The following is a 25,917-nucleotide window of genomic DNA, read 5'->3' as shown; positions in this document are numbered from 1 at the left end:
GAGTGCCGCCCACCGAACATGGGCGGACACGGACATCGGTCAGAACGTGTGAACGTAACGAACCTGCACCATGTAATCCGCGCGCGAGCGGTTCTCGACGCCGGTCTCTTTGTAGGTATTCAGCCAGAACGCCTGCGGTTCGCTTATTTTCCAGAACAGACCAGGTCCGATGCCGAGGACTTTTTCCCGGGAGTCGCTCAAGCGGCTGCCGTTGACCTGATCATCCGATATCTGCCTGAAGTAGTAGCCGTTGATGCCGACGGAAACCTTGGGGAACACTTCATACGACGCGGTGAAGTTGGCCCACGCAGACTGGCCTGACTGCGTATTGCGCACTGCCTGTCCGTCGAAAAACTGCTGCGAACTGCTCGCCGGGTCGTCGTTCTTGAAGTTGTACAGGTAGTTGAGACGCCAACTCATTTCCCAGCGCGGCGCAGGCATCCAGGTGGCCGCCCAGTAGGGGTTCAGAGAGAAATGATTGGAGCCAGGGTTCAGGTCTTTGTGCTTGTCGTATTTGCCCGTGGGCACGATGGTATCGAAAGCCACACGCTGGACGAAAACCGGCCTTCCCTGGGCGTTGACTATGGGGTCGAACTGCACCTGGGGCCCAACCGTTACGTCCCCCAGTCCCGCACCGTTGTCCTTGAGTATGGCGCCGTTGTTACCGAAGTCACCGTCCAGAGAGACCACCGGCACCAGCAGACTCCAGCCCAGGTGCGCACCGCCGCCAATGCTCTCCGGCGAGTAATAGCTCAACTGATTGATCATCGTGACAACATTGATCTTCGGGTCGTCGAAGGCGCTGTTGTCCTTGCCGCCGTTGGTTCTGATGCTGCTTGCCGTGCTGAACTTCAGATAGGTCTGGTGCGTCAGGCCAGGCGGTCCGGCAAAACCGTCGTAAAAGCTCGTGCCGCCCAGATTGATACCGCTGGGCTGACTGACCGAGGGCGGAGGAGGGCCATCTGCTGCGTGGGCAACAAACGGCATGAAGCTAAGCACCAGGCAGGCTGGCAAGGATATTTTCAGTGTCATCGGCGCGGCTCTATTTTTGGAGTTGTGAGCAGAAGGCTTCGCTTGGCACCTCGACTGTAATCACCGGGTTATCGCAATACTTGAGTGGAGCGGCCAGAGTTGACTGAGAGCGCCAGGATGGCGGAGAGGGTGTCCATAAATAAATATATGTATGGATGTATTACGCATCTTAATCGCAAAAAGCCATCTCTCAATTGACGCTGCAGCAGCGGCTCATGGTTAATAGCTTCAACGCTATCAACGAGAGTTCGCCGCCATGCTCAGATTCCTGTCTCGTAAAACCGTGGTACTTCAGGCCATCGCCGGTCTGGCGTTTCTCGTGGGTACCCACCTGGCGATGGCCGGGCAGACCTTGCGTCTGGCCCATGCCTCCAGCTCCGACAGTCTGATCAACCAGGCGATGACGCGTTTTGCCGCCGAGGTCAGCGCCGAGACGAAAGGTGAATTGAACGTACAGGTCTATCCGGACGGCCAACTGGGCGACGAAGCGCCTATCGTCGACTCGGTCGGCGCCGGTGCCATCGACATTGGCCTGGGCGGCTCGACCGACGGCATCGATCCACGCCTGAATGCGTTGTCACTGCCATTTCTGTTCGAAGATTCGGTTGCCGTGCATGCCTACCTCGATAGCGAAGCCGGCAAGAAATTTCTGAGCATGGGCCAGGACCACGGCTTCGTCATGCTCTCGGCACTGGACTCGGGTTTTCGTCAGTTCGCCAACAGCAAACACCCGATATTGCAGCCTGCGGACCTCAGCGGCCTGAAAATACGCACGCCGCCCAACCCGGTCATTCTGGCAACCATCAAGCAGTTGGGCGGGCTGGGGCAGTCGATTCCGTTTGGTGAGGTCTACACCTCGCTGCAATCGGGCGTGGTGGACGGGGTCGAGCCCGAACTGCGCGATTTCCATGATCAGAAGTGGTACGAGGTCGCCAAGTATGTCTCGCTCTCGAACTACGTGTGGTCGGCAAACTTCTGGTTCATCAACAAGGACAAGTATGAAAGCCTGAGCACAACGGAGCGGGCGGCTCTCGACAAGGCGGTGGTAGACACCACAGCCTGGTATCGCTCACAGCTGGAAGCGGTGTACAGCAAAATCCAGCAGGAAATGCAGAGCAAGGGCGTGAAGTTCAACGACGTCAATCCGCGGCCGTTTCGCGAGCTGAGCAATCCGGTCTACACGCAGTTCGGCAAGGTCTGGGGCGAAGACTTCGTCAGCCAACTGCGACACGACGCGCAAGGCGAGTGACGCCATGTCTATCAGCCCGCATCCCGACCAACCACCCAGCGGCCTGGCCGAACGCTGCCTGGCCGTATTAGGCTCGCTGATGTTCGCCGTTACCTTTCTGTCCATCCTGGCGGGCGTCTTCTCCCGCTACCTGAATCTGCATGGCTTCGAATGGTCGTTCGAGATCGCCACTATCGGGTTTATCTGGGTGACATTCATTGGCGCGGTGATCGCTGAAATCAGGCACGAAAACGTGCGATTCCAGGGCCTGGCAGGCATGCTGCCGGCCGCTCTGCAAAAGGCCCTGGATGCCTTTGCCAGCGTGGCTTTGCTGGGTATCAGCGCGTGGCTGCTGAGCAGCGGTGTTGCGTTCATTTCACGCACAGGCTGGATGCCGACCCCGGTGCTGCGCTGGCCGGCCGGGCTGAGTTCACTGGCGCTGATCAGCGCCGCTGCAATGCTGGCACTACTGGCGGTGGTTCGCCTGACACGCCTGATTCGCAACGGAGTACGCCCATGACCGTGCTGATTCTTTTTCTGGCGTTTTTCTGTTTGCTGATGGCTGGCCTGCCAGTTGTCTGGGCGATGGCCGGTGGCAGTATCGCGGCCCTGCTGTGGGGCGATCTGCACATGCCGATGGCCTGGCTCGCCCAGCAGACACTGCGCGGGGCGGACTCGTCCACCCTGGCCTCGATTCCGTTGTTTCTGCTGGCCGGAGAGTTGATGAACCGTGGTGGCCTCACGCTGCGCATCATGCGTGTGGCAGAGCACTGTTTTGGACGTCTGCGTGGTGGACTCGGGCTGGTGAACGTGGCCACTGCGTTCGTCTATGGCGGTCTGACCGGCTCGGCCACGGCCGATACCGGCACCGTTGCCAAGGTCATGATTCCGGTGATGGAAGCGCGTGGCTACCCACGTGCCTTCGCCGCGGCAGTCACCGCTGCTTCCGGAACGCTGGGTATTATCGTGCCACCGAGTGTCATCCTGATCATGTTCGGCGTGCTGACCAATACGTCTATCGGTGGTCTGTTCATGGCCGGCGTGATCCCCGGCCTGATGCTCGCCGCAGTCTTCATGATGACCGCTTACATCGTCGGGGTTCGCGAGGGCTTTCCAAAAGCCGAAGGCAAGATGGACTGGGGCCTGTTCCTGCGTGATACCGCTGGCGCGCTGCCTGCATTGCTGATGCCGTTCATGGTGCTGGGGACGATAGTGACCGGCTTTGCCACGGCCACCGAAGCAGCCTCGTTGTCGGTTATTTATGCGCTGTTGGTCGGCACCATCGTCTACCGCCAGTTGCGTTGGCGTGACCTGTTCCCGGCCGTGACCGAAGCGGTGACCACCACTGGCTCGGTGATGATCATCATGGCCGTGGCGATGCCGTTTGGCTGGATTCTGACCTTCGAACTGGTGCCCCATACCGTGGCGACCTGGATCGTCGGCCTGCACACCGGTCCGCTGATCACCATATTGCTGGTGATCCTGGTGCTCAAGGTCGTTGGTTTCTGGCTGGACCTGGGCCCGGCAATGATCATCCTGGCCCCGATTCTGGTCCCCGTCGCCAAGGCTGCAGGCTTCGAGCCCTACCAGATCGGCCTGATCTTCACCATGACCCTGGGCTGGGGGCTGTTCACTCCGCCTATCGGAACCAACATCTTTGTGGTGTGCAATGTCGGACGTATCGATATCGGCTCCGTTTCACGACGATTGATACCGTTCTGGATCGCTACGGCATTTGCCATCGCCTTGCTCGTGTTTTTCCCGAATCTGACCCAATGGTTGCCCCGCGTCATGGGCTATTGATCCCTCCCATTTCCTGAGAAAAAAGATGAAACATTTGATCGGTGGAATTTCCAGCGGCGGCCGCGCTTTGCCTGAAATCGATGGTCAGGTCTTCAACGTCACGCGTTCCAGCGGCCCATGGCTATGGGACAGCGAGGGTGTGCGCTACGTGGACACGGCAATGGGCTTTGGCGCGACCATGCTCGGTCATGCCCAGACGCAGGTCATGGCTGCTGCCAGTGCTGCGATGATCAACGGCCCGATGCCGTCCTTCGCCCACGCAGATGAGGAGGCGGCTGCGGCGGCGCTGGCAGCGTTCACCGGCGATCTCAGCCAGGTGATATTCGTCAATACCGGAAGCGAAGCGGTGCACCTGGCCTGCCGGACTGCCCGCGTCGCGACGGGTCGCCAGCGTATCGTCAAGTTCGCTGCCGGCTATGACGGCTGGTACGACTCGGTCGCCTTTGGCAACGCCGGACAGGCATCGGCCCTGATGGCCGGTACGCAGCGTCCGGAAAGGGACGGTGTACTGCTGCTGCGCTACAACGATTTTGCCGACGCCGAACAGCTGTTTCGCGACTACCACGACATTGCCGCTCTGGTACTGGAACCGGTGCTGGCCAACGCGGGATGCATCGAGCCTGCAGCCGGGTACTTGAAGCACCTCAGCGATCTGGCCCACCGCAACGGTGCGCTCATTATCCTGGATGAAGTGCTGATGGGGCTGCGCCTGTGCCCCGGGCTGACCGGCACGTTGCTGGGTGCCGAGGCCGACCTCGCCACGGTCGGCAAGGCCATCGGCAGTGGTATTCCAGTCGCTGCACTGGTCGGAAAGCCCGAATACATGGGGCTGTTCGAACAGGGGAAAATCGTCCGTGCCGGTACTTACAGCGGAGCGCCTCCAGCCTGCGCCGCAGTACTGGCAACCCTCAAGCAACTGGCCACTGCGGACTATCCCGCACTGCTGAGACGCGGCGACCAGTTGCGCGCGCAACTGGTGGCAGCCTTTGCCAACAAGGGCATGAAGGTAAGCAGCACGGGTTACGGGTCGGTGTTCACCTTATGGCCGTCGGCAGTCCCGCCCAAAGACTACGCCGATGCAGCGCAAATGGCTGACAGCCACTGGACGCTGGCCTTGCACAAGGCGCTACGTCGGGAAAGGGTCATGAGCATGCCGTTTGCCTTTGGCCGCACCTACCTGACCTTTGCCCATCAGGAGCAGGCATTGCAGGCCTTGCTGGAAGGCTACAAGGCGGCCATCGCTTCGCTTTGAATCGTGCCTTTCGAAGTGATTTGCGAGCTGTTTTCCGAGAGGCTTTCGGCCTTGAAGCAGTCACGAACGAAATGTGCCAGGCGGCGCGTGTTCAGCAGGGCATGTTCGGGCACCACAAGCTCCAGCTCGATGCTCGGCAGCTCGGGCAATTGCTCGCAGTGCAGAATGCGCCAACCGGAGGGCACGACCGAGGCGGGCAATACCGTCACCGAGGTGCCCAATCGAACCGAATGCATGACGCCCGGGAGATGAGATGAAGAACTGATTACCCGCCAGGGTGTGCCGAGCAGATCAAGGGCCTCGATGATCTGCGGACGCGCCCGGCAGCTGTCGGTAAACAATGACAGCGGCAGGACCTTCTGCTGCTCGGGAAAATGCCCCGGCGCTGCGCACCACAACATCGGCTCGCACCGGAGTAACTCACCCTGTACCTTGGCGTTGGCGCGGGTGATGATCGCCAGGTCGATGCTACCTTCCGTAATCATCGCCTCGAGGCGAGAAGAAAAATCACAGATGATTTCCACCTGCAGATGCGGGTGGCGCAGGGCGAACGCCTGCATCAGCTCGCACCCCAGTGACTCCAGGTAGTCATCCGGCATGCCGATACGCACGCGGGTAGCCTCCTGCCCGCAATCCAGCGCGGCAAGTGCCTCATCCTCAAGCATCTGGATGCGCCGGGCATAGCCGATCAGCCTTTCGCCATGCTCCGTCAACGTCACGCCACGGCGAGAGCGCTCGAGCAGCTTGCGCCCGACCCTGGCCTCCAGTCGTCCCAGCATCAGGCTTACCGCTGCCTGGGTCTTGCCGATACGCTCTCCAGCAGTGGTAAACCCGCCGCAGTCGATGACAGCAACAAAAGCGGCAAGGCAATCGGTATCGAGATGGCGCATGGGAATACCTCGGGTGAAACATGATGGCAAAAAACCATGCATGTTCCATTCCGTTTACACATCAGGTGCAACCTTACGGTTTCGGGTCGCCTGACCTTTCAGCTGGCGCTGCGCTTCCCAGCAGCGATAGTGATCGGTCAGCGTTTCGGTGATCGAGCGATACCTGACACCCAGATCATTCACGCTGCGCTGGTTGTCCACGCTGAAACGAATGCCCAGATGCTTGCTCAGGTAAGCCTGAGTGAGCCCGAACAACGGACCGATCACGCGCACGAGCACATTGGGGATCTGGTAGCGCGGCAGTAGCCAGGGACGTCGATGCAGGCGCCGTACAATGCCAGCGATCTCCACGAAAGAGATCATTCGTTGCTCGGCAAGGATGTAGCGTCCGTGGGCATCAGCCTTGTTGGCTGCGGTGATATGGGCTGCCGCAACATCCCGGACGTCGACGGTCGTCAGGCTCAGGTCGGGCATTCCGTAAAAGAAGTAGCCACGGAACATTTCGTCCAGCAGGAATAGGCTTCCGGACTCCGAGGCCGGCGTCAGAGAAGGGCCCAGAATCATGCCTGGATTGATCGTCACCAGGCTCCAGCGACTCTGTGCTTCGCAGATCCGCCACGCCTCTTTCTCGGCTTCGACCTTGGCGTAATGGTAGGGGTTGGTGTCGAGTGTGCTGCTGGTATTGAAATAGTCTTCGGTAAGGGTTTTGTTCCTCATGTGCAGGACATCGATGTAGTCACCGAAAATTGCCCCGACTGTAGACGTCATTACCACACGCGTCACGCTGGGAGTTTTATCGACGCTGCGCAGGACATTCCGGGTGCCCAGCAGTGCAGGTTCAAGCATCTCCCGGCGCCCATCTTTTATTTTCTCGGGCAGCAGGAAAGGTGACGCTACGTGATGGACCACGCTGCAGTCGCGCATGGGCGCATCAAACGCGCCTTCTGTCAGAAGGTCTGCCTCGAACAGATAAAGCCTGCCCGGATACTGCTTTTGCAGCGTCCGCAAAGGCAGCACTTTTGCCTCGTTGGCGAGATTGCGCACGGTGGTATTGACGGTAATACCGCTGGCGAGCAATTGCTGAATCAGGTGACAGGCAACGAACCCGCCACCTCCGGTAACAAGGACTCGATCAGTCATGGCAGCCCATCTCTTGTTTGATTGTTCATGCAGAGCAGGGGCTACGTTAAACAATCGGTTACAGAACGATCAGGGCTGAACCGGACGTAAAAGGGGGCGTTGATGGACTTTCGATAATCCGCTGCAGGCTGCTGATTACACGAAACTCAAGGCAATGTCGGGCGCTGGATATCTTTACGGAATTGCTGCATCTCATGCCTGGCCTCTCGCGGCGTGACCCCGGTCCATCGTTTGAACGCCCGGCGAAAGTCACGAATATCGCTGAAGCCGGTTTCGCTGGCCACGTCGATCAGCTTCGTTTCGCGGTGACTCAACAATGACAGTGCCCTTGCCCTGCGCAGTGAATCGATGACGCTCTGATAAGACTGTCCGGCTTCATCCAGACGCCGCCTCAAGGTGCGCTCGCCTATATTGAGTTGCTGCGCGAGTTCATTGAGTGAAGGCGGCGCGCAGAGCCGCTTGCGTATTTCCCGTTGCACGGTTTCGACCAGATCAGACGTGCCTTTGTCTTCCCAATTTGCGCTATCCAGCAACTCGGCCACTTCGGCTGCAACGAAATCGTCGCGCGTAACCAATGGCGTTTCCAGCCAGCAAGCGTCGAACTCGATCAGATTATGCGTACCGGCAAACACTACAGGGCAGCGGAATACGTCCTTGTACCGATGCGCGTGTTCGGGTGCCGGGTATTCCAGTTCGAGACGACTGGGAACCAGGTCATGACGGCCACTCAGGTGCCGAACGATAGCCATCGCGCTGGCGAATGCCTCTTCCAGATAGAAACCGATTACATCGGGGTCGAAGAACTGCGGCACGATATACGTCAGACAACGGCCGTCGTGAAACTCCATACGATGGGAGAGCAGGGCGCCGGCGTGTTTCTGATAACGGATGGCCAGATTGAGCGCATCGCCCAGCGTCGGGCTGGCCTGCATGCCCAGCCCGACAATACCCCATGACACTGCCGTCTGGCGCTCGCCGACCGACAAGCCCAAACCACCATCACCCAGTTCCGAGAGGGTCCGGCGCACCAGCAGGTTGCTTTGCCGATGCGACAGTAAATAGCCTGATTTCTTCAAGTCATCAGGAGCGAAACCCAGACCACGGCATAGCCACTGGGTATTGACACCACGATCGGTCGCGTACTGCAGGAGCATGCGCGAGATCTGTGGCGGGGCAGAGGCTTCGGAGAACAGTGGGTCGGCAATGAGTTTCATGTTGATCCGGACCTTTCACATGCAGGTATTTTTGTTTTATCGAGTCACAGCATGCCTGAAAAAACAGCTGAAACGTCCATGCAGTCGCTCATTTTTCATCGGCCAGAAGTGCTTGTAGAACAAGTCCGTTACCACCCCCTTTAACGTCCATAATCCCCCTGCTAGCGCTATGGCTCCTTGGCTAACTTAGGGTTCTCGCTGTAGAACCCGAGGAATACAAAGTGAGCAACGACAACAAGATCCACGATTGCGCCGACGCGGTATGCATTATCGGAAGCGGACCTGGCGGGCTTTGCATGGCCAGGGCGCTCAAGCGCCAGGGACTCGATTACGAACAGTTCGAGCGACACAGTGAAGTGGGTGGTGTCTGGGATATCAATAACCCAGGAACGCCGATGTACCAGTCGGCGCACTTTATTTCCTCGCGCGATCAGTCAGGCTTCATTGATTACCCGATGCCTGCGCACTTTCCCGACTACCCGAGCAATCGGCAGATTTTCGAGTACGTTCGCTCCTTTGCGATGGCGTTCGACCTGTACGGCAAAATCCGCTTCAACACCGCCGTCGACAATGTCGAAAAGGAAGAAAACGGACGCTGGCTGGTGACACTGGCCAACGGTGAACGACGCCGCTATCGCGCGGTTGTGTGCGCCACAGGGTGCAACTGGGACCCGAACATGCCCGAGGTGAAAGGTCAGTTCGAAGGCTCCATCAGGCACTCGGTGACCTACAAGCATGCCGACGAATTCAAGGGCAAACGGGTGATGGTTATCGGGGCGGGCAACTCAGGTGCAGATATTGCCTGTGACGCCGCCAGGCATGCGGATAAAGCCTTTATCAGCATGCGCCGCGGCTATCACTTCATCCCCAAGCATCTGTTCGGAATGCCGGTTGATGAGTTCGGCGAAAAGGGGCCGCAACTGCCAATGTGGCTCGCGCGGCCGATATTTCAGGCGATTCTGCGCGTGATCAATGGCGACACGCAGCGTTTTGGATTGCCCAGACCTGATCACAGGCTGTTTGAAAGCCACCCGTTGCTCAACACCCAGTTGCTGCACTGTTTGCAGCACGGTGATATTCAGGTCAAACCGGACGTTTCGCACTATGAGGGGCAGTACGTGGTGTTCAAGGATGGCACACGCGAGGCGCTGGATCTGGTGCTTTACGCCACCGGTTATAAATGGAGCTGCAAATACGCCGCGAACTATTTCGAGTGGAAAGGCGGCCGGCCCCGGTTGTACCTGTCGATTTTCAGCCGCGAGCACCACAACCTGTTTGGCATCGGGTACGTCGAAACCAACTCCAGCGCCTACAAGCTGTTCGACAGCGAGGCCCACGCGGTGGCCTGTTATTTGCGCGACCAATTGCAGCAAAAAGCCAGAGCTGGTCAATTTGATCGGTTGATTGCGTCTGACGACCCGGATCTTTCAGGGGGGATCACGTTCGTCAAATCCCAACGCCATGAGGTGTACCTGGAGGCTCACACGCTCAAGAAATACCTGCGCAAGCTGTGTCATGAGCTGGGCTGGCCAGTGGTCGAGGAAGGCTACTACAGCAGTCTACGCAGAGGCGCCGGCTATGTGGCTGCGCCGCTGCACCAGCAACCGACCGCCATTCAGGAGACATGCTCATGAAAACAGTTGTCCTGATTACCGGTGCGGCCGGTGGCATAGGCCAGGCAATCTGCGCCCAACTGATCCGTCGGGGGATGCAACTGGTCCTGGCTGATATCGACGAAAAACAATTGTGTTCGCTGGCAGAAAAACTGGGGGAAAGCGCTTATCCCTATGTGGTTGATCTGACCGATCAGCAAGGCCTGGCTGATCTGATGGCATATATAGATGCAGAGTTTGGCCGACTGGACGTGCTGATCAATAATGCCGCCATCGCGGTGGTCGAAGCGTTCGATACGCGCTCGGTGGACAGCATCAGCCGAGAGCTCAATATCAATCTCGTTGCACCCTTGATTCTCACGCGTCTCGCCATCCCATTGCTCAAGCGCTCGGCTGACGCGCGGATCATTTCCACGGTTTCGCTGGGCGGTGTATTTCCCACGCCGGAATCTCCCATCTATTGCGCCAGCAAGTTCGGCCTGCGTGGCGCCATGCTGTCGATCGGGCTGGATCTGGCAGAGAAGGGCATCAAGGTCGGCTCGATCCTGCCCACTGCGACAGACACACAAATGTTGCGCAAGGAAGCCATTGAAGGCGGCAACGCCTTGCAGTTCATCGCGCCGCCGCAATCGCCGGATGACGTCGCACGTCAGGTAATGCTCATGCTCGACAAACCTTGCCTGGAGCGATCACCGAAACCGAGTGAATCCTGGGCGTCCAGTCTGGCCATGCTGTTCCCCAATTTATTGCCGAGGGCCATCCGCCTGCTGCAAAAACGTGGCGAAAAGGGCATGCAGAAATACATAGAATCATTGGGCGAGCGAGGTCTGGCGCACCAGGTGGAGGGTGTTTGGCGTTTGAAGCAGTAAAACCGACGTTGGGCCGGCGGCGTTTTTTTGGCTTGAGCAGCGTGGCTAATACCAAGGGTTTCGTGGCTATCCGTTTTCAGCTAACGGATAATGCCGCGAGTTCGAGGTTCATGCTGCAATCTGCCGCACAGGAGTTAATGATGGTCAAAACGCGTCCACGTCCCGCCGTGAATGGAGTCGCATCAGCGGATAGGGTGCTCACCGTTCTGTCTTCATTTCAGATCGGAGACTCGGCCTTGAGCCTTGTGGAACTGGTCGAGCGCACCGGACTGATCAAAAGCACGATCATGCGTTTGATGGTTTCCCTGGAAACCTATGGTTTCGTCAATCGACTTGCAGACGGTCGCTATATGCTCGCGAGCGAGGTCATGCGCCTCAATGCGGTCTATCAGGATGCTCTGGATCTTGAACGGCATGTGTTGCCAAGGTTGCACAAACTGACCGGAGAAACCGGCGAGACGGCCTCTTTTTACGTGAAACACGGTGCCTATCGGTTGTGCCAGTACCGGGTTAATTCTCCTCACCGGCTGCGTTTGCACATGCAGCCTGGAGACATGCGCCCCATGGACGGTGCGGCGAGTGCCGAAGCATTGCGTACCCCGTATGCCCGTGCAAAGGGCGGGCTGGAGCCTTTTTACTCGAGCGGCGCGACGGATCCGCACGCGGCCTCAATGGCGTTGCCCATTTTTGGCCCGCTGCATGAAAACATCGGAGCACTGGTGCTTTCGGGCCCGTCGATGCGGCTGACCGCCGACTACGCAAAAGCGATCCGCTCCATCTTCATTGAGGTGGCTGACGACCTGACGCGCAGCCTTGGAGGGAAGAGCTTTGGCGAGGAGAAGGTGGCACACCGTGCGCCGGCAGTTGACGAAGCGGTCTGAGTCCGGAGGCAGCGCGGAGTTTCCATAAACAGCCGACTTGAAGCGCTGCACAAGGCAGCGTTTCAAATCGTAATTACCGCGCCTCAACTGACCTCTACGGATTTGGCATCCTCAAGCGTTTCACGTTTGCGGCTTCTGCCCATTACCAGCACGGCGATTGCGCCGGCCGTGCACAGCGCGGCCAGAGGCAGCAGAGCGATCGCATAACTCCCCGTGGCCTGATGGATAGCGCCATAAGCGTTGACCATGATCCCGCCTCCGATCAGATTCGCCAGGGCGCCGATAGCCGCCAGTCCGGCGGCGGCCGTGCTGCTCGAAAGCCAGTTGGACACCAGAGCCCAGAACGGACCTTTCATCGAGTAGGCACCGATGAGCACCATGGTCAGCATCACGACAGTGGCGGGTAAAGAGGACGTGACCAGCGCCAGCAGCAGACCCGCCGTGATCAAAAACAAGGTGGCGGAGGTGTGCCAGCGACGTTCATTGCTGCGGTCCGAGCTGCGCCCCCAGATGATCATGGCAACCGATGCAATACCGTAGGGGATGGCATTGACGAAGCCGATCTCCAGATTGCTCAGGCCAAAGCTTTTCAACAGCTGCGGTGCCCACACGCTCATGGTGCTGCCTGCTGCAGACGCGCCTGAATAGATAAGCGCCATGACCCATATGTCCTTGTGCTTGAGCAGCTTCCACAGCGAGATATGGCCGATGTTGGTCTTGAGCTTGCGCTCTTCGTCCAGCTTGTTGACCAGCCAGGTGCGTTGCTCGTCATCCAGCCAACGAGCCTGGGTCGGGCGGTCCGTCAGGATGAAAAGGCAGGCAATACCCAGCAGTACTGCGGGGATGCCCTCAAGAATGAACAGCCAGTGCCAGCCCCTCATGCCCATCCAGCCGTCCAGTGTCAGCAGGTAGCCCGAAAGCGGTGAGCCCAGAAAGTTTGCACCCGGAATAGCGACCATGAAGATCGCCACCATACGTGCGCGATAGGCCGAAGGCAGCCAGTAAGTCATGTACAGCAGCACGCCGGGGAAAAAACCCGCCTCGGCAGCGCCCAGCAGAAAGCGCATGACGTATAGCGAGTTGGCGCCCTGCACAAAAGCCGTACCAGCGGAAATCAGCCCCCAGGTGATCATGATGCGTGCAATCCAGATGCGCGCGCCGAATTTCTGCAGGGCCAGATTGCTCGGCACCTCGACCAGAAAGTACGAGACAAAGAACAGGCTGCTCGCGAAACCGAAGATCGCCGGGCTAAGGCCCAGGTCATGATTCATCTGCAGTGATGCCATACCGATATTGCCGCGGTCGATGATCGCGATCAGGTAACAGAGGATAAGAAAGGGAAGCAGTCGCCATGCAACCCGGCGCATGGTGGTGCGTTCAAGTTCGGTGACCGGTTGAGTCGGTTGGGTGCTGGCCATGGTGCTCTCCTGTGTTTATTTTTGTGGAGAAACGGTAGATCTTCGCTCCGCCAGCTCGGCAGCGGGGCGCAAGCCGGATCAGCTATCGAGCAATTGGCGATTCACCACGCAGCGAGGGTCCAGCGCGCCGCCGTCCCACACTTTCATGATCTGTTGAACGGCCAGCAGCCCTACGCGATCACGGGATTCAGTGGTATTGGCACCCGTATGCGGTGTGGCGACAAGATTTGGCAGTTGCCACAGCGGACTGTCGGCAGAAGGCGGCTCCGGGTTGAACGTGTCCAGCCCCGCGCCAGCGATTCTGTTGCTTTGCAGTGCCTGGATGAGCGCCGGGGTGTCGACCAGTTCGCCGCGAGCAGTATTGATCAGGATGCAGTTGGAGCGCATACGGTTCAGTTGCGCGGTACTGATCAGGTTGCGATTTTCGTCAGTCAGCGGGCAATGCAGGCTGATGATATCGCTGGATTCGATGAGGCGGTCGAAATCGGTTTCGCGCTCGACGTGTGCCCGTTCGGGTAGCGTTTTGAGGTAAGGGTCGAAGACCTTGACCTTCATCTGCAACGGCGCAACCAGATCCATCAGGATGCTGCCGATCGCCCCAAGGCCAACCAGCCCCAATGTCTTGCCGGACAACTCGATGCCGTTGGCGGTGGCCTTGTCCCAATGCCCCTGACGTGTACGGGCATCCAGCCAGGCAATTTGCCGAGCCACGCTGAACATGAGCGCGAACGCATGTTCGGCCACGGATTGCGCATTCGCCCCCAGGGCGATCATGACAGGCACACCTTTCTCTGCCGCTGCCTGAATATCGATGGTGTCGTAGCCGACTCCATGCTTGGCGACCGCCTTGAGCCTGGACGACGCCTCGATCATTTCTCGCGTGAGTTTGCCTTGCCTGACGATGATCGCGTCGGGCTGCACGTCGCGGATGAGCGAAGTGAGCTCTTCAGCCGGCAGGTAAGGGGTGGTGGGGAAAATCTGAATGCCCAGATCATTTGCATAGCTCATCACGTCGTGTGCCAGGGCGGGACCTGTCAGCAGAATCTTGCGGGTCATGGATGCGTACCTTGTTCTTGTTTGCGTTCGCGTTTGGTGTGCGACCGGGCAGCGACTTCAACCCGATATCCAAACCCTACCATAATGAAATGCCATTTCACTATCCTGATTTTTATCGGACTAAAAAAGTTTATTAATTATTTTTTACCACTTGATTGATCCAAAATGAAATGTGATTCTGAAAATGGCATTACACAGCTTTTCGGTGGCACCCCATAATTTCAAGAGAGATATGCCCCATGACGATTGGATTCCGAGTCCTCGAAGCAGCCCGCAAAGTCAGCGCCGAGTGGGTGTCACGTTATCGCGACGTACCCGTCGCAAACGTCAGCGATTCGATGAATAGAATGACCGCAGGCGGCGCTCGCCTGCGTCCGATGCACCGTGAAGGTGTGCTGGCGGGACCTGCATTGACTGTAAAAGCCCGGCCCGGCGACAACCTCATGCTCCATTACGCCATTGATATCGCTGAGCCGGGCGATGTGATCGTGGTGGATGCGGGGGGAGATCTGAGCAACGCGCTCATCGGCGAGATGATGGTGGCCTATGCGGTGAAACGTGGCGTGGCAGGCATTGTCATCAACGGCGCGATTCGGGACGCAGGGAGCATTGCTGCCGGGACATTCCCGATGTTCGCAGCGGGCATTTCCCACCGGGGCCCCTACAAAGACGGACCGGGTGAGATCAACGTGGCCATTGCTATCGACGGAATGGTGATCGAACCGGGTGATCTGGTCATAGGTGATAAGGATGGCTTGCTGTGCGTACCGTACGAGCATGTCGCCGACGTCTATGATCGAGCCTCGGCCAAACACCATGCCGAACAAAAGCAACTGGAACAGATCGCCAGCGGAGAAAACGATCGCTCGTGGGTCCTGGAATCCTTGAAGAAAAAGGGCTGCCAGCTACCGCAGTAATTCGTTACAGCCGGCGTGCGCACGGCCGCAGCGCAATGCTGCGCCGTGTCATGACGTTCCGCCAGACGACTGTCGAAGGCGGCGGGGATGTGAGTGCCGGACTTGATGCTCAGCGCTGAGCAGGTATCGTGTAGGCGACATGAAAAAAACACGCGGCCCTGAACCGGGCCATACGATATTTTTCAAGGCGCGATGCAGAGACCTCATGGCGCTGACGGCACAAGGATTATGTTCATGAAAGCTTTTCAGATCGGATCTCAACAAGGCCTGGACGCGCTGACCGCGACCACTCGGCCCGAGCCGATCGCCGGGCCGGGGCAGGCCATCGTGGCGCCTCGCCTGGTGAGCCTCATCAGCCGGGATGTTCAAATCCTGCGTGGTACATACGGACCCAGACAATTACCAGAGCGCATTCCCATGTCCGAAGGCGTGGGTGAAGTCATCGCGGTCGGCGAGGGCGTCAGCCAGGTCAAACCGGGCGACCGGGTCATCTGCGGTCACTTTCCCAGCTGGCTGCAGGGCGAATTTCGCACCAGTGTGTTCGCCCACGATGTCGGTGTAACCCATGACGGCTGGCTGGCTGAAAAAGTCGTATTGCCCGCTGCTGCCTTGATTCACGTGCCGGACGCGTTGGCTGACAAGGACGTTGCCGCACTGGCATCCGCAGGTCTGACCGCCTGGAACGCGCTGATGGAGGTCTGCAAGGTCAAACCGGGTGAGCTCGTCCTGTGTCTGGGGACCGGCGGAGTGGCGCTGGCCGCGTTGAAACTGGCCAGGCTTCACGGCGCACGCGTGGCGATCACCTCATCGAGTGACGAGAAGCTGGACATCGCGCGTCAGCTTGGCGCCGACATCACGATCAATTACCGCAAGCATCCGGACTGGGCAGCGCAGGTCATGGCGCTCAGTGATAACGCCGGTGCCGACATCATTATCGAGACAGGAGGCCAGGACACCTTGGGGCAATCGATCGCGGCGGCTGCCGTCAACGGCCGTATTGCCGTGATAGGCGTGACGCCAGGTCAGCACTCGCCGATTCCCGACTACCTGTCGCTGATCCTCAAAAATGTCACAATCAGAGGCATCGCCAACGGCAGCCGCGAGATGTTTGTCGACCTTATTCGAGCCATCGAGGCCAATGGAATTGAAACGGTGGTCGCCAGGACATTCAAATTCGCCGATGCCCCCGAAGCCTACGCGTATTTCGCCGCCGCGCAGCACATCGGCAAGGTGTTGATCGAGTTTGAACGGAAGTGAGGTCACTGCGCCGTAGTTGAATCTATAGCGAAAGGCTTACACACGCTGGGGTGGATCAGCCCTGTACGACATGCTCGCGAAGTAGCAATCTATACCCATCAACCGTTGCGCAGGAGGCGCTTCGGAGGTCAGGGATGATCACCATTGCCGGGATGGCTTCTGACAGGATGTTGGAATGGTATTGATAGAAAAACGACCCGCTTCGGCGGGTTTTTTTATGGGCGCAAGGAATGGAGCGATGCGCGCATACCCGAACAGGGTGGTAGTTCACCCTCGACGTTGATCAGTCGAGCAGGGCGTTGATGGTGTGCGGCGTATGCCGGATGGCGCGGCGGTAGCGGTCTGGACGGGTATCAACCGATCTACAGACCGTACCGCTGCATGGAGTGAAAATCCCTGGTCGTGGAAAATCAATAAAACCTCCCTCAGCTCAGACAGCCGCCTGAAACATCTCTACAGGGATGGGCGGCTGCACGCGATGCTCGGCATGCAACCAGCGAAGTAGCGCACTGCGCCCCGCGATTCCCATCTTTACTGCCGCGCGCTTGAAGTAGCTTTCTACCGTGCTGACTTTCAGATCAAGCCTGTCCGCCAATTGAGGCACCGTGAGACCGGCCAGCAGCCCGACGCACACTTCGGTTTCGCGCGAAGACAAACTCAGTGCCGAGGCCTCCAGGCGACCAAGGAAACGCTGACGCAGGCCTTCCATGGCATCTTTGTTTTTCAGGCTTTTCGCGACAGGCGAGGGTATGGAAGCAATAAGGGTAGGTGTTACGGTCGCAATGTGCTGTTTGACGATGGGTAATACGACCCAGGACAGGTCCTTGAGCCGGGCGCGCTCCTGACTGGTGAATGCCTTGGCAGAGGGCGATCGATAGACCGACAGCACATATTCCCCCTTGCCCGGATAAGCGAGGTGTACTTGGGGGAAGGACGCGTGAGGGAGCAGATGATCTGGCTTTTCTTGTGCGTTGTAGGAGGGCGACTCAAACCTGATGGATCTGTCGACGCGAGTGTCTGCCAGCTCTGTCGGGCTCAACAGAACAGGCTCCAGACGCCTGCTTTCGATCCCCGGGTTAAGCACCTGGTGCAGATTTCCACCAAATGCACCGATGGCGTGAGTGCCGGTTACTTCATTCGTGGAGCGACTGAGTCCCTGAATGACATGGGTCGCATCCACGGGCAGCGACGCGGTGATCATCTCGTGGAGCAAGCGGGCGAACTGGCGGCTTCCGATACCGGAGATCACTTTACCGAGGTGTGGAAAGAGCTGTTGCATGTTCATCGGGTTTCCTTTTTCCGTTTATAGAGAGACACGCCAAGGCGCAGCCTTGATTCAGCAGATAAGTAACTGTTCTGTAGTAGTCGAGCCCTGCGGTCAAACAGGTTATATGCAGACCGTAATACAACATTCAGACGGGCTGAACAGGAGTTTGAAAGTTAGACATTAACGGCGTTCAAGAGCATGCAGCAGTAAAAAGTCAATCGTGTTACGAGAGGCGAGAACGCTAACCGTAAGCAAGGCACTCTTTAATAGCGGCAACTCTTTTATCGATGTTTATTGAGTTTGATGTTTCCCGTACAGCAGGGGTAAATGCGAATCACTCTGAATAATTAACGGGCCGGCTGACGACCGTTGCCCTATAGAGCAGCAGCGTATGGCCTGCAGTGACAGTGCAGAGCTCTCCAGTAACGTTGGCATGACGTTCAACTCCTATCCCTATCCATGTTGTTAACGCATACGCACAGGGCGTGGCGATACGGGTCGTGCAGCACTCACGTGTTTATATTAAGGTGATCATATTGATCGCAAGGAACTTGAATAAACTCAAGCTGACCGTTATGACCGAAAACTAACCATATAGTTCATGTTTCACGCGCCAATTGCAATTAAAAAAGTTAAACCAACAAGAGAGCGTTCACAGTAGGTTCGGCTACAGGCTGGGGGAGGGCACTGCGCCCAGTATCACTGGATATGCTGCGCCGCGCTAAGAAGCGCATGACGCTCCGGCCAGCCTCTCTACTATTTATGAGGCCCGATAGCAAGTGAAGGCGTGCTCATTGACAGCTTAGTGCACAGCAAGTGCGCGTAACAACACCCTTCATCAGGGCACTCTTGTTTTTTATTTTATTTTCTGCTGGTTTCTCTACAAGCATTTTATAATTCTATTCGCCGCACAACAGTAGCCTCGCTCGGTTTAGCGGATGGATGGCTGACCGTGCAGCACGGGCGGCCTCGTCGAGCGCACGATGCAGATTGACTTCGGCCGCCGGGCGAGACGAGCAGACAGGTAGCGCACCGCGACTCATGGTGGAATCACGCTGTTTGAGATACGCCTGTCATCCACTTGACCAGGCCGTGTCGTCCCCTCACGCCAAGCTTCGCTCCGGCCCGCTTCAGATAGGTCTCGATGGAGCTGTTCTTGACGTGAAGCTTGTCGGCCAGCTCTGGGACCGTTGCGCCAGCCAATATGCCAAGGCATATTTCTTTTTCACGCAATGAAAGCCGGACCTCCGATCGACTCAGCTTTTCGTTGAATTCACGTTGAAGCTGGTGACCGCCCTGCGTAACGGCTTCGTTGTCAGCATGCGCAGTGCACAAGGTACGGGTCGTCTGGGCATGTCGCTCCAGCAGGGGCAACAGTGCCTCTGAAAAATTTTTCAAGAACGATAATTCGTGAAGTGAAAAGTCACGTTGGTGGTGTTCACGGTGCAAGGAAATGACACAGCGTCTGTTCGACTTGCGCGACACGAGGTTGCAGTGATATGTCCCGGACGAACCCGTGCTGCAGGGTGATTTAAGATGAACGAGCAGAAAGTCGTCCACATTGAGCATTCGGGCGAGCAGCATCTCCTGGTTCTGCGAGACAGTCAGACTGGCCGGCTTCTGATCCGCGCTCTCTTGCCCGAGGGGCTGGATGCTGATCACGCTTCCTTCATTCTCGTCGATCGTCCATTCACTCAGGTCGAGTAAATCGATAGGGACGGTGGCCGCGATGATTTGGTACATATTCGAGGCAAATCCTGTATCACCCACGCTTGCGATTAACTTCCCCAGCTCCAGAAAATACGCTGACTGATTTCCCGTCATTTGTAGATTGGCTTCCATTACACATTCGCCCCCATGGCATTAGTTTCCAGCCGAACCAAAAGCAACCTCGCATACAGGACAGCCCTCTCAATGCCTGGCAATGAGTACACTGTCTGATTGTAGGACAATATTACTGGCGTATTAAAGAATTTACACACTGGGAGCATGACCAGTCTGTAGGGGAAAAGGGGGACAAACGTCTCGCTAGAGGCCGGTTCGCCAGTCATGACCGTGTTCAATAGCACTTGGCAAATCCCATATAGAGGAAATCCAGTGTGATGTCTCAGAATAAAAGATCTTTGAGTGACCGGTCTTTCTAAACATCACGGTGTAACGACTTAAACATGACGCCTGTAGCGAAATACGAGACAGCGCAGTTGTCTCGAAAATAAAGTTCTTCACGTCCTCGAGTGCGCTACCTCATGCGGCCACTCTAGTGTGCTCAACGCCTATTTCGCTTTGGCGTTTCAGACCCGGCGAGTCGGCGGCACCGATCGCCGCGCTCGCACAGGAACCGGTTCCAGGCCAGGCGCCGCTGTCCGGAAAAGCCGAACGGAGCAATCGGCGACGCCCCCGTGACAATGTCCCTGAATGCGGGGACAGACGCACACAGGCCCTGATGTTTCCATTGGTACATGGCTGCAGGATGAACGCCTGCCTCGCAGGACAGCTGCAGTATCGAAGTAGAGATTCTCATGTACACCCTTTATTTAAGTGTTGATCCGTTGATTCATCCGAGATCCGGGACGCCCAGTGAGTGGGGAATACAGTGAGCATTGTCGGCTTTTTCCGGAAATTGAATTTCCGCAAAATCCTTTTGAGGATCGTATTGATCGATCTGGCGGTCTCGTTGGCTGGCTATGCCTTGTATAGAGGCGCCAGCGGGGAAGAAGAGACTGCCTTTCTGTCAGCCGCAGCAGAAGTGACGGACATTGAGTACGCCGTATCGGCACAGGGCGTGCTTCAGGGACGCAATCAGGTGGACGTCGGAGCCCAGGTTTCCGGGCAATTGCAGTCGCTGAAGGTCAAACCAGGTGACAGGGTCAAAAGAAACCAGCTGTTGGCAGAGATCGATCCACTGCCCGCCAGAAATGCTCTGCGACAGGCGGTTGTCAAGATCGAACAGCTCACGGCTGAGCGGGACGCGACGCTGCATAAATTGAAACTTGCCGAGTCGAATGACCGCAGATACCAGGCTCTCGGCTCCACGACGGCGGTTTCCAAAGCGGATCAGGACAAGGCCCGATTTGAGCTGGAGACCCAACGCGCCAATCTGGCTTCGCTCACTGCGCAATTACACACGGCCCGAGTGCAGGAAGAAGCCTCACGCATCAAACTCGATTACACACGAATCTTCGCGCCAATGGATGGTCAGGTCCTCGCCATCGTCACCCAGGAAGGCCAGACCGTGATCGCAGACCAGATGGCACCGGTGATTCTGAAGATGGCGCAACTCGACAGCATGATCGTGAAAGCGCAGGTCTCCGAAGCCGATGTACTCAAGATCAAACCCGGCCTTCCGGTTTACTTCAGCATCCCCGGCGATCCTGACAAACGCTATGACGCCACACTCAAAGCGATCGAACCGGGACCTTTGGATGCCGCAAGCCAGTCCAGCGCAACAGGCGAAAACAAGAAAGCGGTTTTCTACAACGCTCTTTTCGATGCCCCCAACCCTGAAAACCGCTTCTACATCAACATGACCGCCAGCGTCCGAATTGTGCTCGAGGCAAAGGAGGGCGTGTTGACGATCCCTGTTGCCGCACTGGGTGACCGGCGGGAAGACGGCACCTACAGCGTAAGAGTTCTGGGTGAAGGTAACGAGGTCAGAACGGCATACGTGGAGCCGGGTATCAATAATCAGGTCAGGGTCGAAGTGCGTTCAGGGCTCAAGGCCGGCGACAGGGTTGTGATTGGAGAGCAGGGCGGTGTGGAAGGTGTTTGAGGGTATGCCGAATAACAAGGCATCGAAGACAATCGTAAGTCTGCGTCAAATCGATAACGGATAAGTTGCAGGCGTCTGATAAGTGAAGCAGGCGTACGTTTTAAAAATAAGGTCAACCGTGGATTAACAATCAATGCCAGCCACAGGCATGTCCTGAAGGCATACGCGTTTGCCCATGCGCCATGGGTGTTCATGTCTGGAAATCAGGCGAGCTGGAAAACAAATCTATTTTGGAGTGTTGGGTATGGCTATGTATTACGTCGCAATTGCAATGCTCACCGTGCTGCTGGTGCCAGGGCCGACCAATTCACTGCTGCTGCAGTCAGGGATCAGTCGCGGGCTGAGCCTGTATTCGCTGAAGCTGGTCGCTGCCGAATGGGCGGCTTATATGATTCAGATCAGCGCATGGGGCTTATCCATTGACGCGCTGATCGAACACTATGGCTGGGTGGTGGTGACAACCAAGGTTCTGGCCGTGATATTCCTGTTCTACATTTCTCTGAAACTATGGTTTTCGATTCACCAGGACCCTGATGGAAAGCCATCTCCGATTTCGGTCTCCGCGTTGTTTCTGGCAACACTCAACAATCCGAAAGGGCTGTTTTTCGCTACGCTCATAGCCCCCGCCGGGACGTTTTTGCAAGTGCAAAGCTATCTTTCATTCATGACGGTTTTTTCCCTGGTCGTTCTTCCTGTCGGTATGACATGGGTTGCGCTGGGTGCCGTTTTTGGTCGAAAACTACCGTCGATAATATCGGGCAATCGAGTCAACCGATTGGTTTCAGTGGTCATTGCACTGTTCGCGACGATTGCTTTGTATAACGTGGCCACCACAGCAATCTTCGCCTGAGTTATTCACCCCGGTAGCACTCAGTCACTACGCCGTCTTTTAAACAAGTCCCTAACGTTGATTGTACTTATGTGGTTAACAACTATTGGAGTGGTCACGTGAGCTACCGTGACCTCGTGCTCAGTGACGATGAAGAGGCCGAGTTGAATCGGCGCTTTGAATCAGCCACGATCAGTCAGCGCGAAGGCCGCCGTGCGCAGGTGATTTTGCTCGCGGCACAAGGCTATTCACGTAACGAGATTGCCAGGTTGACCGGGCTGTCGGTTGTTTCAGTCACCCGTTGGTGCAAGCGTTTTCGGGAGCTGCGTCTGCAAGGCCTGGTGGATCTTCCTGGACGAGGCCGCAAGTCATCCCTGCCAGCAGAAGCATTGAGACAAGCCCTTGATCAAGTCACTCAGCCGTGTATCGGCCACGCTCGCTGGAGCTGCCGAAGCATGGCGAAGCTCGTCGGTATATCGCCGGCCAGCGTCCAGCGTATTTGGGCCGCCAACGACATAAAACCGCACTTGGCAAACGTGCCAAAACTGCACGGTGATTCTGACGTCGAAGAGAAATCCCAGGAAGGTGGCGGGGTCATATCCAAAACGCCCGAATAAGGCGTTGCTGTTCTGGTGTGAGGAATCAAGCCTGGGACAGGCTCTGCGGCTTGGACGGCTTGGACGGCTTGGACGGCTTGGACGGCCTGGACTGCGGGGCAAGATCAGGCTCGCACTGGAATACCTGCAGGGCACTTGATCAGCGCCATTGAGTAACGGTATCTGCCATGGCTGATATTGCTGAGCTGAATACCGGCGCGCAGGTGCTTCCTGAGTCGCAACCCGCTACGCCGGGTTGCTCTCAGCCATGATTGGGCATTGGCTCGCGGCGCGCACGTATCAGATCACGCGCCGAATAGAAGCCTTGCACCAGGCGATTCTTTGACCGGTACTCGCACATCACGAGCAGAGTGTCCGGGAGAGGGATGATCGCGGGTTCATGCTTGACCACCATGATTTTGCCGCCCGAGCGAAGGCGTACATGTGTTCCAGGTTCAAATGTGCCCATCTTCAGTTCCTCCTCACAAGGGTTTTGATGTCCGCTCCGTCCAGCCGCCGCCCAACGCCTTGTAGAGATTGACTTCGGCGGTCAGTTGCGACAATCGGTCGGTGATCAGGTTTTGTTGAGCGCTGAATAAAGAGCGTTGGGCGTCGAGAAATGTCAGGCTGTTGTCGACGCCGATACGGTAACGACGTTCGGCAAGGCGGTAGTACTCCTGGTTTGCCTGTACAAGGTCGCTCTGCGCCTTCAGCTGATGTTTGTAGGTCTGACGCGCAGCCAGACCATCGGAGACCTCCTGAAAGGCGGTCTGTATCGATTTTTCGTACTTTGAAACGCTTATATCCTTCTGGATCTTCGAGTAATCAAGGCTTGCCCGCAGACTGCCGGCGTTGAAAATCGGGATGTCGATCTGCGGCGAAAACACCCAGCCTCCAGAGCCAGCTTTAAACAGGCCGGACAGCTCGGTACTGGATGTACCAGCGTTGGCCGTCAGGGTAATACTCGGGAAGAACGCCGCTCGCGCAGCACCGATGCTGGCGTTGGCCGACTGCAACTGGTATTCGGCCTCAAGAATGTCAGGGCGTCGTTGCAGCAGGTCAGAAGGCAGCCCCGCCGGCACTTCGGCGAGCCATTCCGAGGACAACGGACGGTTGGGCGCGCTGTCCGCAACTGTCGTACCCACAAGCAAGGTCAGGCTGTTGAGATCCTGGGCGACCTGGCGCTGGAACGTCGCCAGACTTGCCCGTGCGCTCTCCACCGATGTGCGCGACTGGGCCAGGTCCAGTGACGAAGAAGCACCCACTTGCTGGCTGCGAGTGGTCAGCTTCAGGCTCTTTTCGTAGGACATCAGCGTGTCCTGAGTCAGGGCCAACAGTTCCTGGTCGGCACGCCAGGTCAGGTAGGCGATGGCGACACTCGCCACCAGGCTCAACTGAGTGCTGCGCCGTGCCTCTTCGCTGGACAAATAGGTGAGCGAGGCCTGATCGCTGAGGCTGCGTATGCGTCCGAACAAATCCAGTTCATAGGAACTGATACCCAGCGTCGCAGAATAAGTACCGCTGGTCACCGGGCCGCCGGTCTGCGTGATACTGGCGGGTTGGCGTTGCCGGGTACCGCTGCCCGTGGCGCTGATCGCGGGAAACAGATCGGCGCGCTGAATGCGGTATTGCGCTTGATAGGCCTCGACATTGAGCGCTGCCACGCGCAAGTCACGATTGTTGAGCAGGGCGCTTTCGATAAGCTGTTGCAGCATCGGTTCGCGGAACAGGTCACGCCATCCCATGTCCGCCGCCAGCGGGCCGGAAAGAGCTGGCGCGTAGGCGGAAGATTGTGGGTAGTGTGCGGCAACCGGGGCTGCCGGGCGCTGATAGTCCGGAATCAACGAGCAGCCGCTCAAGGACAGCACAGCAAACAGCAATGGGCTAATGGATTTGTTCATTCTGCACATACCAGCCACTTGGCCAGCCCATGTCGACCGCTGATACCCAGCTTGGCGGCAGAGCGTTTCAGGTAGGTTTCGACAGAGCTGCTCTTGACACATAGTTTCTCTGCGATTTCAGGAACTGTGCTGCCCGCCAGGAATTCCAGACAGGCCTCCTTCTCCCGTGTCGAGAGCGATACGTCGCAGGCCCGCAAACGTTTGTTGAACTCGTGTTGCAATTGTTTGTACTCAAGGGAAAGCGGGCCATGCGACAGTGCCCCCCCAGCGCTTCTCATACCGGATTGGCGATGGGCGCGGGCATGACGCTCCGACAAAGGCAGCAGAGTCTCCGAGAGGTATTTCAAAAAAGACAGCTCTTGCAACGAGTAGTCTTTGTCAGATTGCGGTCGGTGCAGTGAGATCACACAACAGCGATTGGCCTTGCGCGAGATCATGCTGCACTGGTGGGAGGTTCCGAGACAGTCATTGTCCTTCTGGTTTTTCATCCGGGCGTTCAGGTGAATCAGCAGGTCGTCCTCTACCTCAAGCACGCGCTTGACCAGTGGATGGTCGTTGCGGTGCCTGGCACGAGTCGGACACACCGTTTGCATCTGCGAATTCAACTCAGTGCCCGCGTAGCCCAGCAGTTGTACATCGGTCACCGTCGCTTGACTGTCGTCAACGGTCCACTCGCTGAGCTCCACACGGCTTACGGCCAGCGACGCGTTGATGAACTGGTGCATGTTACTCAGAAACATGTCATCCCCGACGCTGGACACCAGCTTCCCGAGTTCCAGATAAATGTGCGTTTTCACTTCATCTTTGGCATTCGCTTGTCGGTTCATATGTCAATTCCTGAAGATCAGACGTTGCGTGCAATTCTGTCGACCAGACTGTGAATTCCGCCCTCAGGACGCTCAAATACTTTGCGCCTCAACATCACTCGAATCCGGTATCACGCGTGAACGTCTCCAAAAAAAACGATTCAGCTCGAGGCTCCCAT

Annotated in this window: 22 protein-coding genes and 1 pseudogene; 12 read left to right on the top strand and 11 right to left on the bottom strand. The window is 57.3% G+C overall.

The features are described from left to right. Positions 1–39: 39 nt before the first annotated feature. Positions 40–1,032 carry a transporter gene (locus tag LIX91_RS22245; protein WP_226489171.1) on the bottom strand — a complete coding sequence of 331 codons (993 nt, stop codon included), beginning with the start codon at positions 1,030–1,032 and terminating at the stop codon, positions 40–42. A gap of 256 nt (positions 1,033–1,288) precedes the next feature. Here LIX91_RS22245 and LIX91_RS22240 point away from each other — a divergent pair, with 256 nt between their 5' ends. From LIX91_RS22240 to LIX91_RS22225, 4 genes are read left to right on the top strand one after another with little or no spacing between them, the layout of a single operon-like run. Then, the gene (locus tag LIX91_RS22240) at positions 1,289–2,281 is read left to right on the top strand and encodes a TRAP transporter substrate-binding protein (RefSeq protein ID WP_103688491.1); all 993 of its coding nucleotides are present in this window, start codon (positions 1,289–1,291) and stop codon (positions 2,279–2,281) included. Between the two features lie 4 nt (positions 2,282–2,285). Continuing rightward, positions 2,286–2,780 carry a TRAP transporter small permease gene (locus LIX91_RS22235; protein ID WP_046270189.1) on the top strand — a complete coding sequence of 165 codons (495 nt, stop codon included), beginning with the start codon at positions 2,286–2,288 and terminating at the stop codon, positions 2,778–2,780. Then, positions 2,777–4,063, top strand: a complete 1,287-nt coding sequence (locus LIX91_RS22230; protein ID WP_046270190.1) for a TRAP transporter large permease — start codon at positions 2,777–2,779, stop codon at positions 4,061–4,063. The genes LIX91_RS22235 and LIX91_RS22230 overlap by 4 nt, the downstream gene beginning before the upstream one ends. A 25-nt stretch (positions 4,064–4,088) precedes the next feature. Then, positions 4,089–5,315, top strand: coding sequence for an aminotransferase class III-fold pyridoxal phosphate-dependent enzyme (locus LIX91_RS22225; RefSeq protein WP_226489170.1), 1,227 nt, complete (start codon positions 4,089–4,091; stop codon positions 5,313–5,315). Here LIX91_RS22225 and LIX91_RS22220 read toward each other — a convergent pair. The 3 genes from LIX91_RS22220 to LIX91_RS22210 all read right to left on the bottom strand — a co-directional run bounded on the left by LIX91_RS22220 (position 5,288) and on the right by LIX91_RS22210 (position 8,559). Next, positions 5,288–6,205, bottom strand: coding sequence for a LysR substrate-binding domain-containing protein (locus LIX91_RS22220; RefSeq protein ID WP_103688494.1), 918 nt, complete (start codon positions 6,203–6,205; stop codon positions 5,288–5,290). The two genes, LIX91_RS22225 and LIX91_RS22220, sit on opposite strands and share 28 nt — an antisense overlap. Before the next feature lie 54 nt (positions 6,206–6,259). Continuing rightward, positions 6,260–7,345: an NAD-dependent epimerase/dehydratase family protein gene (locus LIX91_RS22215; protein WP_226489169.1), complete on the bottom strand. Its 1,086-nt coding sequence runs from the start codon at positions 7,343–7,345 to the stop codon at positions 6,260–6,262. Between the two features lie 146 nt (positions 7,346–7,491). After that, positions 7,492–8,559, bottom strand: a complete 1,068-nt coding sequence (locus LIX91_RS22210) for an AraC family transcriptional regulator (protein WP_226489168.1) — start codon at positions 8,557–8,559, stop codon at positions 7,492–7,494. A gap of 221 nt (positions 8,560–8,780) precedes the next feature. Here LIX91_RS22210 and LIX91_RS22205 point away from each other — a divergent pair, with 221 nt between their 5' ends. The 3 genes from LIX91_RS22205 (at position 8,781) to LIX91_RS22195 (ending at position 11,922) form a co-directional block, all read left to right on the top strand. Continuing rightward, entirely contained in the window at positions 8,781–10,193 is a 1,413-nt protein-coding gene (locus LIX91_RS22205; RefSeq protein WP_226489167.1) for a flavin-containing monooxygenase, read from the top strand. Beyond that, positions 10,190–11,041: an SDR family oxidoreductase gene (locus LIX91_RS22200; protein WP_226489166.1), complete on the top strand. Its 852-nt coding sequence runs from the start codon at positions 10,190–10,192 to the stop codon at positions 11,039–11,041. The genes LIX91_RS22205 and LIX91_RS22200 overlap by 4 nt, the downstream gene beginning before the upstream one ends. Before the next feature lie 140 nt (positions 11,042–11,181). Continuing rightward, a complete protein-coding gene (locus LIX91_RS22195; protein ID WP_103688499.1) occupies positions 11,182–11,922 on the top strand; it encodes an IclR family transcriptional regulator in 741 nt (246 codons plus the stop codon). Between the two features lie 83 nt (positions 11,923–12,005). Here LIX91_RS22195 and LIX91_RS22190 read toward each other — a convergent pair whose 3' ends face one another. After that, complete coding sequence (locus tag LIX91_RS22190) at positions 12,006–13,340, bottom strand: MFS transporter (RefSeq protein ID WP_226489165.1); 1,335 nt, start codon at positions 13,338–13,340, stop codon at positions 12,006–12,008. 78 nt (positions 13,341–13,418) lie between these two features. Further along, a complete protein-coding gene (locus LIX91_RS22185; RefSeq protein ID WP_226489164.1) occupies positions 13,419–14,396 on the bottom strand; it encodes a hydroxyacid dehydrogenase in 978 nt (325 codons plus the stop codon). A gap of 239 nt (positions 14,397–14,635) precedes the next feature. Between LIX91_RS22185 and LIX91_RS22180 the strand changes: the two genes are divergently transcribed. Together LIX91_RS22180 and LIX91_RS22175 are read left to right on the top strand one after the other, a co-directional pair. Next, complete coding sequence (locus tag LIX91_RS22180) at positions 14,636–15,313, top strand: RraA family protein (protein ID WP_226489163.1); 678 nt, start codon at positions 14,636–14,638, stop codon at positions 15,311–15,313. A gap of 234 nt (positions 15,314–15,547) precedes the next feature. After that, positions 15,548–16,570, top strand: coding sequence for a zinc-dependent alcohol dehydrogenase family protein (locus tag LIX91_RS22175; protein WP_046270200.1), 1,023 nt, complete (start codon positions 15,548–15,550; stop codon positions 16,568–16,570). A gap of 430 nt (positions 16,571–17,000) precedes the next feature. Here the strand turns inward: LIX91_RS22175 and LIX91_RS22170 are convergent, their stop codons facing one another. Both LIX91_RS22170 and LIX91_RS22165 read right to left on the bottom strand, forming a co-directional pair. Further along, positions 17,001–17,855, bottom strand: coding sequence for a helix-turn-helix transcriptional regulator (locus tag LIX91_RS22170; RefSeq protein WP_046270201.1), 855 nt, complete (start codon positions 17,853–17,855; stop codon positions 17,001–17,003). A gap of 1,032 nt (positions 17,856–18,887) precedes the next feature. Next, a complete protein-coding gene (locus tag LIX91_RS22165) occupies positions 18,888–19,661 on the bottom strand; it encodes a helix-turn-helix transcriptional regulator (protein ID WP_046270210.1) in 774 nt (257 codons plus the stop codon). Between the two features lie 769 nt (positions 19,662–20,430). Between LIX91_RS22165 and LIX91_RS22160 the strand changes: the two genes are divergently transcribed. From LIX91_RS22160 to LIX91_RS22150, 3 genes and pseudogenes are all read left to right on the top strand, one after another. Beyond that, entirely contained in the window at positions 20,431–21,606 is a 1,176-nt protein-coding gene (locus tag LIX91_RS22160; protein WP_046270203.1) for an efflux RND transporter periplasmic adaptor subunit, read from the top strand. A gap of 244 nt (positions 21,607–21,850) precedes the next feature. Continuing rightward, the gene (locus tag LIX91_RS22155) at positions 21,851–22,456 is read left to right on the top strand and encodes a LysE family translocator (protein WP_080343866.1); all 606 of its coding nucleotides are present in this window, start codon (positions 21,851–21,853) and stop codon (positions 22,454–22,456) included. Between the two features lie 98 nt (positions 22,457–22,554). Next, positions 22,555–23,185: pseudogene (locus LIX91_RS22150) on the top strand (helix-turn-helix domain-containing protein); the annotation flags it as partial. Positions 23,186–23,293: 108 nt separating this feature from the next. Here LIX91_RS22150 and LIX91_RS22145 read toward each other — a convergent pair. Genes LIX91_RS22145 through LIX91_RS22135 form a run of 3 tightly spaced genes read right to left on the bottom strand, consistent with a single transcriptional unit; the run spans position 23,294 to position 25,759 of the window. Continuing rightward, positions 23,294–23,500: a hypothetical protein gene (locus tag LIX91_RS22145; RefSeq protein ID WP_226489162.1), complete on the bottom strand. Its 207-nt coding sequence runs from the start codon at positions 23,498–23,500 to the stop codon at positions 23,294–23,296. Between the two features lie 13 nt (positions 23,501–23,513). Next, positions 23,514–24,932: an AdeC/AdeK/OprM family multidrug efflux complex outer membrane factor gene (gene adeC / locus LIX91_RS22140; protein WP_046270206.1), complete on the bottom strand. Its 1,419-nt coding sequence runs from the start codon at positions 24,930–24,932 to the stop codon at positions 23,514–23,516. Beyond that, the gene (locus LIX91_RS22135) at positions 24,929–25,759 is read right to left on the bottom strand and encodes a helix-turn-helix transcriptional regulator (RefSeq protein WP_046270207.1); all 831 of its coding nucleotides are present in this window, start codon (positions 25,757–25,759) and stop codon (positions 24,929–24,931) included. The genes adeC and LIX91_RS22135 overlap by 4 nt, the downstream gene beginning before the upstream one ends. Positions 25,760–25,917 lie beyond the last annotated feature (158 nt).

The sequence above is a fragment of the Pseudomonas sp. B20 genome (assembly GCF_020515755.1).
Taxonomy (GTDB): Bacteria; Pseudomonadota; Gammaproteobacteria; order Pseudomonadales; family Pseudomonadaceae; genus Aquipseudomonas; species Aquipseudomonas syringae.
Note: the sequence above shows the minus strand (reverse complement) of the source record. Positions and strands in the feature narration are given on the sequence as shown.

Bases quoted from the DNA above. Each gene is read 5' to 3' on its own strand.
- LIX91_RS22245 (WP_226489171.1), bottom strand. From the start codon at position 1,032: ATGACACTGAAAATATCCTTGCCAGCCTGCCTGGTGCTTAGCTTCATG.
- LIX91_RS22240 (WP_103688491.1), top strand. From the start codon at position 1,289: ATGCTCAGATTCCTGTCTCGTAAAACCGTGGTACTTCAGGCCATCGCC.
- LIX91_RS22235 (WP_046270189.1), top strand. From the start codon at position 2,286: ATGTCTATCAGCCCGCATCCCGACCAACCACCCAGCGGCCTGGCCGAA.
- LIX91_RS22230 (WP_046270190.1), top strand. From the start codon at position 2,777: ATGACCGTGCTGATTCTTTTTCTGGCGTTTTTCTGTTTGCTGATGGCT.
- LIX91_RS22225 (WP_226489170.1), top strand. From the start codon at position 4,089: ATGAAACATTTGATCGGTGGAATTTCCAGCGGCGGCCGCGCTTTGCCT.
- LIX91_RS22220 (WP_103688494.1), bottom strand. From the start codon at position 6,205: ATGCGCCATCTCGATACCGATTGCCTTGCCGCTTTTGTTGCTGTCATC.
- LIX91_RS22215 (WP_226489169.1), bottom strand. From the start codon at position 7,345: ATGACTGATCGAGTCCTTGTTACCGGAGGTGGCGGGTTCGTTGCCTGT.
- LIX91_RS22210 (WP_226489168.1), bottom strand. From the start codon at position 8,559: ATGAAACTCATTGCCGACCCACTGTTCTCCGAAGCCTCTGCCCCGCCA.
- LIX91_RS22200 (WP_226489166.1), top strand. From the start codon at position 10,190: ATGAAAACAGTTGTCCTGATTACCGGTGCGGCCGGTGGCATAGGCCAG.
- LIX91_RS22195 (WP_103688499.1), top strand. From the start codon at position 11,182: ATGGTCAAAACGCGTCCACGTCCCGCCGTGAATGGAGTCGCATCAGCG.
- LIX91_RS22190 (WP_226489165.1), bottom strand. From the start codon at position 13,340: ATGGCCAGCACCCAACCGACTCAACCGGTCACCGAACTTGAACGCACC.
- LIX91_RS22185 (WP_226489164.1), bottom strand. From the start codon at position 14,396: ATGACCCGCAAGATTCTGCTGACAGGTCCCGCCCTGGCACACGACGTG.
- LIX91_RS22180 (WP_226489163.1), top strand. From the start codon at position 14,636: ATGACGATTGGATTCCGAGTCCTCGAAGCAGCCCGCAAAGTCAGCGCC.
- LIX91_RS22175 (WP_046270200.1), top strand. From the start codon at position 15,548: ATGAAAGCTTTTCAGATCGGATCTCAACAAGGCCTGGACGCGCTGACC.
- LIX91_RS22170 (WP_046270201.1), bottom strand. From the start codon at position 17,855: ATGAACATGCAACAGCTCTTTCCACACCTCGGTAAAGTGATCTCCGGT.
- LIX91_RS22165 (WP_046270210.1), bottom strand. From the start codon at position 19,661: ATGACGGGAAATCAGTCAGCGTATTTTCTGGAGCTGGGGAAGTTAATC.
- LIX91_RS22155 (WP_080343866.1), top strand. From the start codon at position 21,851: ATGGCTATGTATTACGTCGCAATTGCAATGCTCACCGTGCTGCTGGTG.
- LIX91_RS22145 (WP_226489162.1), bottom strand. From the start codon at position 23,500: ATGGGCACATTTGAACCTGGAACACATGTACGCCTTCGCTCGGGCGGC.
- adeC (WP_046270206.1), bottom strand. From the start codon at position 24,932: ATGAACAAATCCATTAGCCCATTGCTGTTTGCTGTGCTGTCCTTGAGC.
- LIX91_RS22135 (WP_046270207.1), bottom strand. From the start codon at position 25,759: ATGAACCGACAAGCGAATGCCAAAGATGAAGTGAAAACGCACATTTAT.